General features: G+C 48.2%; 12 protein-coding genes. 5 read left to right on the top strand and 7 right to left on the bottom strand.

The annotated features are described in order from the left end of the window. Positions 1 to 73 precede the first annotated feature (73 nt). The 3 genes from MHH48_RS07800 to MHH48_RS07790 form a co-directional block, all read right to left on the bottom strand. Positions 74 to 976, bottom strand: coding sequence for an EcsC family protein (locus tag MHH48_RS07800; protein WP_076323028.1), 903 nt, complete (start codon positions 974 to 976; stop codon positions 74 to 76). Between the two features lie 201 nt (positions 977 to 1,177). Continuing rightward, entirely contained in the window at positions 1,178 to 1,651 is a 474-nt protein-coding gene (locus MHH48_RS07795) for a DNA starvation/stationary phase protection protein (protein ID WP_076323027.1), read from the bottom strand. 206 nt (positions 1,652 to 1,857) lie between these two features. Further along, on the bottom strand, positions 1,858 to 3,306 hold the full coding sequence (locus MHH48_RS07790) for a potassium/proton antiporter (RefSeq protein WP_076323026.1): 1,449 nt from the start codon (positions 3,304 to 3,306) through the stop codon (positions 1,858 to 1,860). Positions 3,307 to 3,497: 191 nt separating this feature from the next. Here MHH48_RS07790 and MHH48_RS07785 point away from each other — a divergent pair, with 191 nt between their 5' ends. Further along, positions 3,498 to 4,607: a GNAT family N-acetyltransferase gene (locus MHH48_RS07785; protein WP_076323025.1), complete on the top strand. Its 1,110-nt coding sequence runs from the start codon at positions 3,498 to 3,500 to the stop codon at positions 4,605 to 4,607. A 453-nt stretch (positions 4,608 to 5,060) separates the two neighbouring features. Here MHH48_RS07785 and MHH48_RS07780 read toward each other — a convergent pair whose 3' ends face one another. Continuing rightward, positions 5,061 to 5,723, bottom strand: a complete 663-nt coding sequence (locus tag MHH48_RS07780; RefSeq protein ID WP_076323024.1) for a general stress protein — start codon at positions 5,721 to 5,723, stop codon at positions 5,061 to 5,063. A 236-nt stretch (positions 5,724 to 5,959) separates the two neighbouring features. Here MHH48_RS07780 and MHH48_RS07775 point away from each other — a divergent pair, with 236 nt between their 5' ends. Then, a complete protein-coding gene (locus tag MHH48_RS07775) occupies positions 5,960 to 6,913 on the top strand; it encodes a hypothetical protein (RefSeq protein WP_076323023.1) in 954 nt (317 codons plus the stop codon). A gap of 72 nt (positions 6,914 to 6,985) precedes the next feature. Further along, complete coding sequence (locus tag MHH48_RS07770) at positions 6,986 to 7,225, top strand: NHLP leader peptide family RiPP precursor (protein ID WP_076323022.1); 240 nt, start codon at positions 6,986 to 6,988, stop codon at positions 7,223 to 7,225. Positions 7,226 to 7,317: 92 nt separating this feature from the next. Here MHH48_RS07770 and MHH48_RS07765 read toward each other — a convergent pair whose 3' ends face one another. From MHH48_RS07765 to MHH48_RS07755, 3 genes are all read right to left on the bottom strand, one after another. Further along, complete coding sequence (locus MHH48_RS07765) at positions 7,318 to 9,207, bottom strand: sensor histidine kinase (RefSeq protein ID WP_179090639.1); 1,890 nt, start codon at positions 9,205 to 9,207, stop codon at positions 7,318 to 7,320. A gap of 149 nt (positions 9,208 to 9,356) precedes the next feature. Beyond that, positions 9,357 to 11,273, bottom strand: coding sequence for a HAMP domain-containing sensor histidine kinase (locus MHH48_RS07760; RefSeq protein WP_076323021.1), 1,917 nt, complete (start codon positions 11,271 to 11,273; stop codon positions 9,357 to 9,359). Positions 11,274 to 11,471: 198 nt separating this feature from the next. Then, a complete protein-coding gene (locus MHH48_RS07755; protein ID WP_076323020.1) occupies positions 11,472 to 12,923 on the bottom strand; it encodes a SulP family inorganic anion transporter in 1,452 nt (483 codons plus the stop codon). A 353-nt stretch (positions 12,924 to 13,276) separates the two neighbouring features. Here MHH48_RS07755 and MHH48_RS07750 point away from each other — a divergent pair, with 353 nt between their 5' ends. Further along, positions 13,277 to 13,981, top strand: a complete 705-nt coding sequence (locus MHH48_RS07750) for a hypothetical protein (RefSeq protein ID WP_076323019.1) — start codon at positions 13,277 to 13,279, stop codon at positions 13,979 to 13,981. Between the two features lie 550 nt (positions 13,982 to 14,531). Beyond that, positions 14,532 to 14,924 (top strand): hypothetical protein, encoded by a 393-nt coding sequence (locus tag MHH48_RS07745; protein ID WP_076323018.1) that lies wholly within the window; start codon positions 14,532 to 14,534, stop codon positions 14,922 to 14,924. The last annotated feature ends 71 nt before the right edge of the window (positions 14,925 to 14,995 follow it).

The raw sequence follows: 14,995 nt of genomic DNA, 5'->3' as shown, positions 1-14,995 counted from the left end.
CATAATGATGATAAAAAGGGTTGCCCGCATGGCGGATAACCCTTTTTATCATTTCAACAAGAGGAATAAACGATTACATAGGGTATTCCATATTCCTAAGTCGGTAATTTAGGCGCCGCTTCTTGTACAGCATTTTCCCCGCTGCAGCCACATCGCTGATCGTCCCCTTGTTGCTGATTGAACCGAATACAATCCCAGCAATCGGAATCAGCTGAAACAACTTCTTCATCCCGAAGTTATCGGTATACGACTGAACGACCTCACGCCAGCCCTGCAGCTGCGAGAATACCTGCTCCGTCACTTGTTCATCATCAAAACTGGCGAGCTCCTCAAGCACCGCTTTTTTCCCCACGATATCGGCGGATGCAAACTGCAAGCACTTCACGATAAACACCCGCTCGCGGGGATCGTTTGGATCATACCCGTAACAAAGCGCCATCTCCTGCAGCACCTTAAGCGATTGACCGAGCACCATCGGCAGATCGGCCGCAATCGTAAATATGCCCCCGATTCCCGTTGCTGCTCCTTGCGCTGCGGCGAATTTGACGCGTTTTACGGTTAGCGTATCCGCTGCGCTATCCATGACTTGGAGCGGTAGCTTCGCGGCAAATGCCAAGGTAAGCCCGGAAGCAGCCTCCTCCTCTCCGTTCTCATCTTCCATGTATTCCTCCTGAGCGGACTTGACGGAATGGCCGGAAACCGGGTTTGGACCGTCCAATCCCGCTGTTCGCGCCAGAACCTTCATAACCGACTTCTCGCGAACCAGATGTTTCCCGCCGCTCTGAATAAATCCGCCTACCTCATTCAAGGCACTTCCGATTTTCTCTTGAACAGCCTTGGGCGTGAGGCGATCCAGCAGCATAAAAGGAATTCTTCCGAGCTTCTCCCAGAACATGACGTCCTTCTGCTCTTTCTCCCATTTCAAAATCTCTTGAAGCTGCGACTCCAGCTGTTGTCGTGATTCCATCTCGGTCATCCTCATTACTCCTATCCGCAATTAAAAAATAACTATAAACTGTATACGCAGGGCATGGAAGAAAGACGCAATAAATTTTAAATTTAATCTTATAACATCACTCATAAGGTTAATAAAAAAAGAGATCAACCCCCATGAGGTCGATCTCTCTCTTTTATTTCCACAATCCGTCATGAGACGGCAAGCATACAGATGTGAAATTTATTTTCCCAAGAAGGCATTCAGCATCCAGGAATGCTTCTGTACATTGCTGACCATGCCGGTCAACAGATCGGATGTAGCGTCGTCCCCTTCTTGATCCGCGGCTTCGATGCCCGCCTTCAGTTCGTTGGCAAGCTGCTCGAAATCCGAAACCAGCTGTCCGACCATCTGTTCAGCCGTATTCTCATTGGAAACCTCCTGCAGCGTGGACAGCTTCAAATATTGCGCCATGCTGGCTGCCGGTTTACCGCCAATGGCCAGCATCCGCTCTGCCAGTTCATCCACATAACTCGCTGCTGTGTTGTACAGTTCCTCGAATTTCTCGTGCAGCACGTAGAACTGATGACCTTTTACATACCAGTGATAGTGGTGAAGCTTCACACCAAGCAAACTCCAGTTGGCTACCTGCGTGTTCAAAATTTGTAGAAGTTCTTCGGTTGTTGTTCCTTGTGCTTGTTGGGTTAAGTTACTCATTTATATCGTCTCCTTTAATATTGTATTTAGACTTATTCTAAATCCTTGTATTAATCATAACAGATTCTTGTCTCTTTTGCAAAGGAAATCGAAACTCATCAGATGAAGATAGGATGAAGAAATTACCTCCTATTTATACCTATCCTAATTTATTTTTAAGATCAACTGCAATGACAGGCATCATATCTCTCCGGCCGTGAAGAACCCTAGGACAAGCCCAGGATCGTTTTCATTTCCTTCCGCTTTTGCTTTGGATTCATCACATATATAGTGTCCCCTGCCTCAATGACCGTACTCCCCTTAGGCGTAATGATACGCTTCTCCCGAATAATAGCCGTAAAGAGGATATCATCTGGCAGATTCAGCTGCTGAATCTCCTTGCCGACAATGGGCAAATCTCCATCCACCAGAACGTGGTTGATCTCGGAATCCGCTTGTCCAAGAGCCATTAACTCTAATAAAGTCGGTGCTTTGGCTTTATCCTTCTCCACCAGCGAAAGCTTTTGCGTAAGCGGAGAGATCGTAGTGCCTTGGATCACCGCTGAGGTCAACACAACAAAGAACACGACATTAAAAAACAATTCTCCATGCCTGATGCCCGCCAGAACGGGATATGTAGCCAGGACGATCGGAACGGCCCCGCGAAGGCCCGCCCATGAAATTAATATTTTCTCCCGCATGGCAAATTTGGTGAACAACAGGCTGCTGAACACGCCGATCGGCCTGGCAATTAATATGAGAATCAAAGACAATAACAGTCCTTGCCATACGACCTCCGACAGCTCGTTCGGGAAAACAAGGAGCCCGAGTAGCACAAACATGACGATCTGCATCATCCATGCAAAACCTTGGTTAAATGCTTGAATTGTCTTGCGGTACGTCAGCTCGGTGTTGCCAAGCAGCAAAGCCATAACGTATACGGCCAGCAAACCGCTGGCACCAAGCCACGCGGCAGCGGCATAAGTCAGTACGGCGAATCCCAATGCCGTCACGGGATATAAACCCGAGGAATCGAAATTGATGCGATTGATCACATATACAGCCAGCATTCCAATAAGAACACCGACAACCAGGCCCAATCCCATCTCCTTCACGAAGGAAAAAATAAGACCGATCAAATGTAATTTCGGGTGTTCGATCCATTCGATTAAGGACACGGTTAGAAACACCGCCATCGGATCATTGCTTCCGGATTCAGCCTCCAGCGTCATTCGAATCCGCTTCTTCAGATTCGTTCCGCCGAGAACCGAGAAAACGGCCGCCGCGTCCGTCGAACCAACGATCGCACCAATTAACAGCCCCTCTTGTAACGAAATATCCAGAATGAATGCGGCGCAGATTCCGACAACAACCGTTGTCAGCAAGACACCTATCGTGGCAAGCGAAATCGCCGTCCCCAAAACCGGCTTGATTTCTTTGAAATCGGTCTGCATCCCGCCTTGAAACAATATAACAATCAGCGCAAATATCCCGACCAGCTGGGTGAGCTCCGCATTATCGTAATAAATGAAGCGGCTGAGAATCATCCCGATGGCAATAAACAGCACCAGGGCGGGCATGCCGAAGCGAGAAGAAAACTTGGTGGTGAGTACGCCTGTCAGAAGCAAAGCGCCGCATAATAAAATCATGGAATCAACAAAACTTGGCAAGCTCATCCCTCCGGTGTCAGATTCGTAAGTTATATTACCCGAAAACTAACCCTTCCTCGCACACAACAAGTGCTTCTTCAAGAACGGATTACGACGAAGCCGGACAAACAAAGAAGTTGCAAACGTTTACTGGAAATTCCACACCCAAAGACTTTATACTGGTAACAAGCGACATACATAGGGGAGGCGTCAATCGAGTGAACATTTCTATTATGAAAAGCGATCAACTGCATCAAGCTGTTGAGCTGTCCAACCGTATTTTTCTGAAGCAGCCGGAACAGCCTTCTATGGGGGTATCCTTTCCTCCAATATTCTCGCCGGGAATCAGCCATTCCTACGGCGCCTGGGATCAAGACAAACTCGTCTCATTCATGGGATTCGTACCATTTACCATTCAAACACGCGGTGCAAGGTTAAATGTCTATTCCATCGGCTCCGTATGTACGGATCCGGATTACCGGGGTCAGCGACTCGCAGGCAGTCTCCTGGAACAGTGTATCCGTCATGGGGAAGCTTCTGGGGCATCCTTAATCCTCATTTCCGGCGGCAGATCCCTGTACACCCGGGCAGGCAGCCGTTTGTTCGGCCGTGCATTCCGGTTCCAACTTGACCAGGGCGCCATTGAGCCCTTGCGGACGGTGACGGGAAAACAAGTGCGCATTCGGGCGATGCAGCCGCAGGATCTATTCCACCTTCAAAGGCTAATGGAGCAGCGGGAAGCCGGTTATGTCACCACGGCTTCGGAGCTTAACAAGCTGCTAGATGCAAGCGCCTACTCCAACGTGATCCGCCTTGAGCAGCAGGTGCTTGTCGCCGAAGAAGACGGCGTGCTGACCGCATTTGCCATCATCGCGGTACCCGGAGTTGTGATGACTCCTTCGAGAGAGTCTACCCTTGTAGAATGGGGGGGAAGCCCTGAAGCGGCGGCACTGGTCATAGCCGAGGCGATCTCGTCCTTCAACCTTTCAGAGCTAACGGTTCCGCTGCCTTGGCAGGATAAAGAGCTGGCAGCATTAATCCAATCTACCGGCGTCATGCCTGAATATATTCAGAATGAGGGGACCGTTTATTTGGTTAGCGGCCCGGAACTGCTTCGCCAGTTGGCTCCTGTGCTGCCTGAGGGGCTGATTCAGGCAGATGGCGAACATGGTCCTTACCGTATAACCCTGAACAATGAAGTATTGGAACTGGATGATGAGGGGTTGCTCTCGCTCCTGTTTGATCCGGAATCATCTTATCGGGCAAACGGAAGCGTAACCTTTGATCCTATTCCTCTCCCGTACACAGCAGGTCTTCAGTATATTTGACTTTAGGTGGACACTGAAGGTGCATTTGATCCTTCCCCTTAGCGGAGAGGTCATTTGCACCTTTTTATTTGCTAGATTTCAGCTCCGCTTTCACATAGGATGAAATAACCTATCTGATAGAAAGAGGTGCATGGCTTGAGTCATCATCCTAAAAGAGGCCTTCAATCCCTAACAAGCCTTGGTATTCCAGGGCTTTTCCTGGATACCCGTTCTATCCTTATCCATACTATCCACCTTACTATCCGGTCTATCCGTATCCTCCATTTTATCCGGGATACCCCGGTGGCCACGGATTTCCTGGACAAGGGCACGGACCTGGCGGTCCCGGTTACGGGCCGAGGGGAGCGCAGAGACAGCGCAATAAGCGGTAAACACACATTAACGCGCATGAACAAACCGCCCGGTTCATCCCGGGCGGTTTGTTATTGTTAATCCATATTTTTACAAATAACCTTATCGTCTCTTCAAAATCTCATCCCGATCCGGACTTATGGCACCGCCATTACCATCACCATAACCTTGATATAGGTTAGGGTCTGGAACTGCATTCTCGGTAGCAACCGCTGCTTCAGAGCGTGAGTCTATCGGCGCACCGGTACCGCTATAAATGCCTTCTTCACGGTAATGATGTTCATTAATGGCGCTATTGCTGCGGAATATATCATATACCCGGCCACCATTCGTTTCATCTGCATCCACCATGACCAGAATATGGCCTTCATCCACATAGCCCCCATATTCCTCTGCTTGCTCTTCCGGAATTCCGAGGCCGATCAAACCACCAACCAATCCGCCCGCCCCAGCGCCTACGGCTGCTCCCGTAAGTGTTGCCGCGATCGGACCAGCCGCGATGATCGGACCAATGCCCGGAATGGCCAATGCACCTAAACCGGCCAGCAATCCGGTTACACCGCCTAACACACCGCCTGTGGCCGCTCCGGATGCCAAGCCCTCAGGTGCCTTGGTGCCGGTCTCGTCCTGAATATGAGAAGATTCACCGCGATCCTTGGCAATAACCGAGATTTCATCGGCTCTGAAACCTTGCTGCTTTAGTTCCTCAATGGCCCGGGTTGCTTCCTGCTCCGTCCGAAAAGCTCCTACAATTTTCTGAGTCATATGAATTCCTCCTCGTGGTCATTTTCGGTTTATCGCTGTACACCCCTAACTTAAACGTCAGTCGCCATAATCAAACAAGAAAACCGATGTACCGCCTGCAAAAGAACCCGCCACAGCATCAAAAATCCCATAATACCCCATTCAATGCAGCTGGTAATATTTAACTTTATGATGATTCATGTTAATATAGCAAGTAAGCACTTGGTTCCTTAAAAATAGAATAGGTTGGTGATTCCATGAACTGGTTCAAGCCATTCGAGGACGATCTTGCTGCCGCATTCTCAGCCTGCGAAGCAAGGCTTTCCGAGCTCCCTGCTCCCTTGAATGAAATCGGTCTTTCATACTTGAGAAAGTTTGACGTGTTCGAGCAGGACAGTTCCAAAAATTACATTTGTTATCTGCTTCCCTTCTGGATGAAAGAACTGACCTCACTCCCCGCCGATGTATACCGTCACCTCTCAGCGGCCAACATTATCGGCATGTTGTACTACTTCATTCAAGATGACATCATGGACTCGCCCTATGACAGTCAGTCTCCCATAGATCCTAAACACCATCTCGCACTTGCCAACCTGCTGTATTACGAGTTTCTCACATCCTATCAGCCCTACTTTCCAGCGAATTCCGACTTCTGGTCTTATTTCAAAAACTACACGCATGAATGGTCTGAAGGCGTCCTCCACGAAACCCGGGACGATTACTTTAAGCACAACAGGGCCATGATTGCAAAAAAGGCAGCTCCCGTAAAGCTCGGAAGCACTGCCGCACTGCTGTTATCTGATCAAGCAAGCCTCATTCCACGAACGAATGATGTGATGAACCAGGTTCTGCTGACCTTGCAGATGATGGACGATTGGACCGATTGGAAGCAGGATCTTGCGGATGGCAGCTACAACTGCCTGCTGTCTCTCATTAAATCGGAATTGGGACGACCACATGGCGCGAATCTGACGCTGCCCGAAGTTCAAGAAGCCATCTATATCAACAACATGATGAAGCCCTATGCAGACATTGCCGCAGCGACCCATACTCATCTCTTATCGATAGATATAGATGCCCCCCATCTCATCTCCTTTCATCAAACGTTGGTGGATGAGCTTCAAACCGAAGCGAATCATATCGAAAACAGCAAAGAAACGCTTTCTTATGGCGGGTTAAACTATTATTTGTCTATTCTAAGCAAAAAATAATAGATTTTATATTTGTTCCATGGTATTCTTTAAGAGTAAAAAATAACCAATTTATTTGAAAGGGTGATTCTTATGACGACAGAAGCCATCTTTCAAACACAATTGATTCAGAAAGCTTGGGAGGATCCTAGCTTTAAGGCAAAATTGCTCAGCGATCCGAAATACGCCATCAAGGAAGTTCTTGGGGTACGGATTCCCGACCACATCGAGATTCGAACGCTTGAAGAGAACCCTAACGAGCTGTATCTGGTCATTCCTCCGAATCCATCAGGCGTGATCAAGTCAGAAGCCAAAGAAAGAGCCATCTGGTAAAGACTACATAACAGCGTGGACATTTCATAAATAGAAGTAATCGGTACAAAGAGTGGGGACGATAACCGTCATCGCTGCCGCAGCTTAGCGAATTATTCGCCAGCTGCGGGAAGCGTAATGACGGCATCCGTCCCCACTCCTTTTTTACTCGTAAAATAAATGTCTCCATCCATCGCCTCGATAATGCGGAAGGTCACCATCAGGCCAAGCCCCGTCCCCTTCGTTTTGTTGGAGAAATAAGGCTCTCCCAGCCGTGCCAACACATCGGGCCCCATCCCTTCGCCATTATCCACAACATGAATATATACCTGGTCTTGCTGGCGATAGCAGCGGATATGGACCAATCCCTCTTCGCCCAGCGCCTCGATGCTATTCTTAACAATGTTGATAAAAGCCTGCTTGAATTTCGAGGAATTCCCCCGAATGGTAATATCCTCCGGAATATCTACGGTGATCTTGCCTCCTTGGAGGTGTGCAAGCGGGCCTAGTATGCCTTCAATATGCTTAAACTCCTCCGAAACTCGAAGCACGGTGTCTTTGCCGAATTCCGGTTTGGCAAAGGTTAAGAAATCCGTAATAATGCCGGAAGCACGGTCCAGCTCCACCAGAGCCAAATCTAAATATTCGCGTTCAGCAGCTTGGGCTTTTCCGGTGAGAAGCTGCAGGAAACCCCGCGTTACTTGCAGCGGGTTACGAACCTCGTGCGCAACCGATGCTGCTAGCTCACTGATAATCTCCATTTTCTCCGAACGCTGCAGTTCATTGTTGAACATCTCAAGCTCCTTGGAGTATTGAAGAATCCGTTCGTGATTTTTGGCAAAATGCCGTCCGAGAATGACAATCAGGGCGATAATAAAGCTGACAATCCCCCATTTCCAAAGGAAGAGGTTATAGCTGCCCCGAGTGAGGAAAAATTGCAGCAGCTCACTTAAGCCTACAACAGCGAATACCGCAAAGCCTGCATTAAAAATAACAGCGTCCTTATTTCCCTTAACGGCATAATACATGGAGCTTCCGACCAGCAATACAAATTGAACGATCATCACAACACCCATGACATGAACGGAGAAGAAATAATACAGGTCGAACCATTGATTCGAACCCCATTGATTAGCAATCAGAAACAGCCCGCAAAACAGCGAGTAGACGATCTGGAACTTGCGGAGTTTACGCATCGAACCCTTCCAGCCGGGCCCGAAGATTTTTTCAAAAAAGAGACTGAACGAAGGAAGTAAGATAAATAATGAGATGTCATATAAGTGAGTATACATATTGCCATATTGATTAAAAATCGTATAAAGAAACGGGGAGTATGTAAACACCAGGATGCCTACAGATAAAATAATTAAAGATAAGGATAATACAGCGATCAAATATTTTCTGTTCAGAAAAATAGCGCAGATCAACATCACCAATGCGATAAATATGAAGGCGCTACCGAGAATGATGTCCATCAAATTCGACTTAACAAACCGATTAAACATGTCTTGATAATCGCCGACGAGGATTTTCCCTTCAATTGTCACATGATCCCTAGCGGTCTCCAGCCAGATGTGAAGATCCTTGCCGAGCATATCCTGATGCAGAGGAAGCAAAATGTAATTAAGCTCATAATTGTACGTTCGGGTAGATTCGTAAATCTTCTCATGGTCCGCATAAACCGCAACCTTCTGCCCGTGGAGCTTATCAATCAAAATGCCAGGGGAAGTAGAGGCGATCTCGGGAATCCTCATATAAATCCACGCGGATGCCTTGGTATGCGGCTTAAAAGGCTTCGAATCACCGGCCGAAGTTTCCATCCAGTCATTGATGTGGACGGGCACGCTCTCCGGAATCCCTCGGGATTCCGACCAGAGGATTCTCCACTCCTTAATCGCTGCACGAGCTGCCGTTTCTTCGGTGGCAAAGACAAGCCTGGGAAACCCCTGGCTTAAAGTAAAAACGATGATCAGGAACACAGCGATTATCCATCCAGACCTCATTGACGCACCTCAAACATTATAATGAGTGAAACTCTTACTGTGTTATTCGATGCAACAAAACCTTCCACCTTCTAATATTCGGAAAAATGATAAAATTTTCTATTAAAGATATAACAAAGAGAGATACCGTTACGGCATCCCTCTTAAATTTATACTTCCCCCTCCTGCAAAGCAGGTACGGCCGGAAAGCGGATAATAGCCTCTGTCCCGCTTCCTTTTTCACTAACAAAATGAATGGTGCCATGCATCGCTTCGATGATTCGAAAGGTGACCATCAAGCCGAGCCCCGTCCCTTTGGACTTATTGGAGAAGTACGCCTCACCCAGTCTCTCAAGATCCGCAGCATCCATTCCGATGCCGTCATCTTTGATGTGAATGACCACTTCTTCACCCTTGGCATAGGCCCATATGCGAATACCCCCTTCTCCATCCAGTGCCTCTATACTGTTCTTGACGATATTAATCATTGCTTGTTTAAGTTTGGAAGAATTACCGGTCATGTATAATTCCTTCGCGACATCCAGCTCGATCGTGCCCCCGCTAAGATTGGCCAGCGGCAGCAGGATGCCTTTCACATGCTTCAGCTCCTCATACACATTCAGCTTGACCTCATTCTCCAATTCAGGCTTAGCAAACGTGAGGAAATCCGTGATGATCCCCGAAGCCCGGTCCAGCTCCTTCAGCGCCAGTCCAAAATACTCCTTCTCCGCCTGCTTGGAGTTCTGTGCCAGAAGCTGCATGAAGCCGCGCGTCACTTGCAGCGGATTGCGAACCTCGTGTGCAACCGAGGCGGCCAGCTCGCTGATAATCTCCATTTTCTCCGATCGCTGAAGTTCATTATTAAACATCTCTAGCTTCCTGGAATACTGCAGCACTTGCTCATGGCTGCGGACGAATTTACGCCCTAGCATGACGATCAGAGAGACAATCAGTCCGATGATGCCCCATTTCCATAGAAAGAAATGATATTGTCCGTCATGGTAATAAAAGGCCAGCAGATCTCCGAGCGCTGCTAACGCCATCATCCCGAAACCAACAGAAAAGATATAAGCGTCCTTATTCCGCTTGGAAGCATACAGAATCGTGGTACCGACAAGCAGCAGCATCTGCAGGATAATCAGAATGCCCAAGATCTTCACCGAAACAAGATAGTAAATCTCGTGAAATGAATGATCGCTGACCACCTGGGCAACTAGAAATATCAGGCACATTATGGAGTAGGCTATTTGAAATCTTCGGCAGTAGCGAATGACTCGATAGGGTCCGGAACCATATATTTTCTCAAAATAGTAATACAGCGCCGGCAGCACGGCAAAGAGTGAAATATCAAACACCGCGACCCACACGTTGCCCAGGTCTCCATAGAAGGTGTATAGGAACGGCGAATACGTAATAAGCATAGCCCCGCTTGCCAGAATAATCACACTAAGCGACAGCCAACTGGATACCGTATGCTTCGGAAGGAACAAGCAACAGAAAAACATGACCACCGCAATAAACAGAAACGAGCTGCCCAATATGAAATCTTCCAGGTCATTCTTAATAAAGCTTCCACGCAGATGCTCATATTCGCCAAGTATAATATCGCCATCGATGCCTAACGTCATATCCCTGACGCCGTTTGTCCATATATAAACGGTCTTGCCAGCATCATCCGGATGGATCGGAAGCAGAAGAGAATGACTCGTATACATATAGTCTCGCTTGGCTTCATACACCTGTTCATTATCCAAAAAAGCCAAAACATCCTGTCCCTTAATGCGGGCAATCATGATGGCCGAATGCTTCCAAGGGAGAGCGGGCAAAGTAAAACGATTCCATGCTGAATACACCCCATCTGACTTTGGGGGTCCCGTCTTGTCTGGTATTCCCGCCAACCAACTTCTTCCCTGCAGGTTGACCGGCGAAACAACATCCTGTTGTTCGTCATCCCACATAAACTGCCAATCGGGTATCACGGTTTGAGCATTCTTTGCTTCCGATTTTCCCGGTGATATGATCGATATAAGCAGCAGCAGCGGCACTACCAGCAGAAGCAGGAATATGTATTTGGGCATATCCTTCATCTAGTCAGCACCTCTAACCGTCTATAGTCAATAAAAGTCCGCATCTTCACCGTCCGGCTGATTCGACAAACTTCGTGTTCATTTACAATCAATATAACATGAAACGTCTGTTCCGTTTGTAAAATTTTTATTACATAAAGGCAAAATAAAAAGGGATCGCTCTTAACCCTAAGGCTAAAAAGCAATCCCTTTTCGTTTCTAGTGTGTGGAGCTTGAAGCAAGGCCGACTTTATCAACCATCCGCTGACTTTCATCGTTCAACCCCACGAGTGTAATGGCTTTACCCGCTTCCTTGTACTTATTCAATACCTTGGAAATGGCATTCGTGGCTGACTGATCCCATACATGGGATTTGGAAAAATCAATCACGACATGCTCAGGGTCCTCATTCACGTCAAACAGGTTTATAAAATACATCATTGTACCGAAAAATAACGGCCCCCGGATTTCATATACCTTCGTACCGTTTGGCTGCACATGCGGTATGGCCTGGATTTTTGCCATTTTCCAGCCGAAATTCAACGCGCTTAACATAATACCGGTCATGACCCCGATGGCCAGATTATGCGTTGCCACCACGATGATCACCGTTGCCAGCATGACAATGGCGTCACCCAGCGGAACACGGTGAAGTGTGCGAAGCGATCCCCATTCAAACGTACCGATGGAAACCATAAACATGACCCCGACAAGCGCTGCCATCGGAATTTGTTTCACGACGTCGCCGAGCACAATGATGAGAAACAGCAGGAACACACCAGACACCAGGGTTGATAACCGGGTGCGACCGCCTGATTTCACATTAATCACCGTCTGTCCGATCATAGCGCAACCGGCCATGCCGCCGAAGAATCCTGTGATCACGTTGGAAACACCCTGACCGCGGATTTCGCGGTTCTTGTCGCTGCCGGTATCCGTCAGCTCATCGACTAGCGACGCCGTCAGCAGCGATTCCGTCATCCCGACGACAGCAAGAGCTAGAGAAATAGGCAATATCGTCATGATCATATCCAAACTGATGGTTACATTCGGAATGTGGAAGAACGGAAGAGCCTGCGTAATGTTGCCCATGTCCCCCACCGTTTGCACAGGAGCCTTGAACCACACCGCTATGATCGTCATTACGATGATGGCAACAAGCGCCGAGGGAATCGCTTTGGTAACCAGCGGCAGCAAATAGATGATGAGCAGCGTTCCGATGACCATCAAGTACATCGGCCACGATTCACCCTTGAAATTCGGAAGCTGGGCCAGAAAAATAATGATGGCTAGCGAGTTCACGAATCCGGTGATGACCGACTGGGGGACAAACGTAATAAACCGTCCGAATTTGAGCGCCCCCATCAACAATTGCAAGATTCCTGTAAGAATCGTTGCCGCATACAAATACTCAATCCCGTGCATCGCCACGAGCGGTCCCATTAATGATGCCATGGCCCCTGTCGCTGCGGAGATCATACCGGGACGTCCGCCGAAAAATGAAATACTGACAGCAATCACAAAAGAAGCATAGAGTCCGACCATGGGATCGACACCCGCCATGATAGAGAATGCGATCGCTTCCGGTATGAGAGCGAACGCTACCGTCAATCCTGACAAAATATCTCTGCGTGAGTTGCCAAAGAAGCCTTGTTTAATCCATTGAAACAAAGTCCTAATCACTTCCTGTCCTATTGTTGTTGATTGACAATCCTCTCTCAGGATTGTCCCGGTCCGATAGTCACTTTTTCGATTATAACGGGATCATTTCAAAATTTCATTATCTATTTAGCGGACCTATTCCACGAAATCATACATTTTCTCCCGTTTGTTTTGAATTTCGTCCATTTTTCCTGTTTTAAAATTTTCATAATGCTGCAAATGACAGGGAAAGATAGAACTTGTATGGTTCATCATCGCCTGAACGTACCCGAGATTCATTCTTGCTTCAGCGGGTAAAGTCGAAGTATAGAAACCTGTTGTATTTTGAAATGTATTTGAAATCATAGAAGGAGATGGTCAATATGCGCGACGAAAACAATCGGAATACGCTGGCAGACTTGACATATTTGGAATTCGAGGCTAAGCGGAGAGTTGAGGATACGGAGATGATTCCGCAAGATGATCTGAGAGACGTCAACACCTACACGGAGCAAAGCCTAAGCAGCGAAGATGCGGACCATATCGCGTATGATCTGAATGAAGCGGCACCTGCGGATGCAAAACCGGAGGAGCGTATGGACCCGGATCACAGCGCCATCGATGCATGGGAAGCTACCGGTGCTGATCCCGAGCAGTGGACCATTGCCGACGAGAGAACCTTTTCCTCTTCACCCTCAGAGCAGGCAGAAGCAGACCGGATAGAGGGGGATCGACCAGTCGATGAAACCTACATTCGCGATGTCGCAGATGATGTAACGGATCGGGAATGGCGGGCCGTCGAAGGCGAACCCCCTTCTCGTCCCGGAGACGAAATTATCGGCCAATACTCCGGCGATACGGAGCGGCGGCTTGCAGCAGACGCATCATTAACCGGCAGCGGGACTGCGTTTTTAAACCAGGACATTTTTAAAGATTACCCGTCCGGAGAAGATGAGTACCAGCCGCTGGAGGATGTACCGGATGCGGACGCTATTGCGGCCAATAGCCCGGTGGACCCCGCTGCCCCGCCGACGGAGCAGATGCACGGTATCGATCTACTAAACGGCAGCCATGGCGGAGACGACTAAACCTGCAAGACCCGCCTCTCCAATAGGAAGGCGGGTCTTATACTAGTATGGGTACGATCGTCTATTTTCCGAATATGATATCCAGCCAGCCGAGAAATGACATCCACAGCAAGATGCCGATCAAGGTACCCCATATGAGTGCTGTTAATATGTTTCCCTTTCTTTCCATGCCTATGCCTCCCATACAACATCTTTATAGTAAAACAGTATGGGTCGAGCTATCAGTTCTTATACTAGCCAACCATTTCAAAGACTAGATTCACTAGGAGGAACCGCCGATGAAGAAGCATTCTGACGAGAATCAACGTTTAGTGACCGAACGCGATATTGATGAGGATTTTGGTCTGTTTGTCGAAGATTCATATCCGGACAGTATCCCGATACCAAGGCAGCATTAAACACGAGAAGCCGGATGGCAGTGAAACGAGCAACCGCGGAAACTCTTCATCTTCCTGATCCTTCACGCCGGAAATGTGAACCTCTACGTTCACCCATGTCATACCTTCCAACATACACTACACTATACGACCCTGGAAGGATGATGCTGAATATGAAAGGATTGCCGCTCCATCCCTGCGGACATAAAATCACGCTCCAGCAGCGACTGGCCACTTTAACCGGTCATCTGGTTGAAGTCAACGCACCGAACACCGGTTTAGAACCCGGACGTTTACAGCGGGTATTTCCGAAAAATTTCATCAAGGTACATGGCGAGCTCTTTATACCGTCCAGTCTCAACTCGGTTCGGGTATTTGATGTCAAGCCGCCGGGCAAAACGATGCTGGTAGGTGTGCGGACCACCTTCCCTACCCGTGGTGCCTTTAACCGGATCCGTCTGGTCAGAATCGGAGCCGATTTTATTGAATTGCTTGCCAAGGATAAGAACCGTTCCCGGATTCTGCTCCCTCTAAACAAAGTGGAGGGCATATTTCCGGCGAAGTAGAGACAGTTCAAAGTTTTCCTTCCCTTAAGCTTCCAGACTTGCTACAAGTCCGGAGGCTTATTTTTTGAAAA

Source organism: Paenibacillus sp. FSL F4-0100 (assembly GCF_037993005.1).
Taxonomy (GTDB): domain Bacteria; phylum Bacillota; class Bacilli; order Paenibacillales; family Paenibacillaceae; genus Paenibacillus_AQ.
This window is presented reverse-complemented; position numbering and strand designations above follow the sequence as displayed.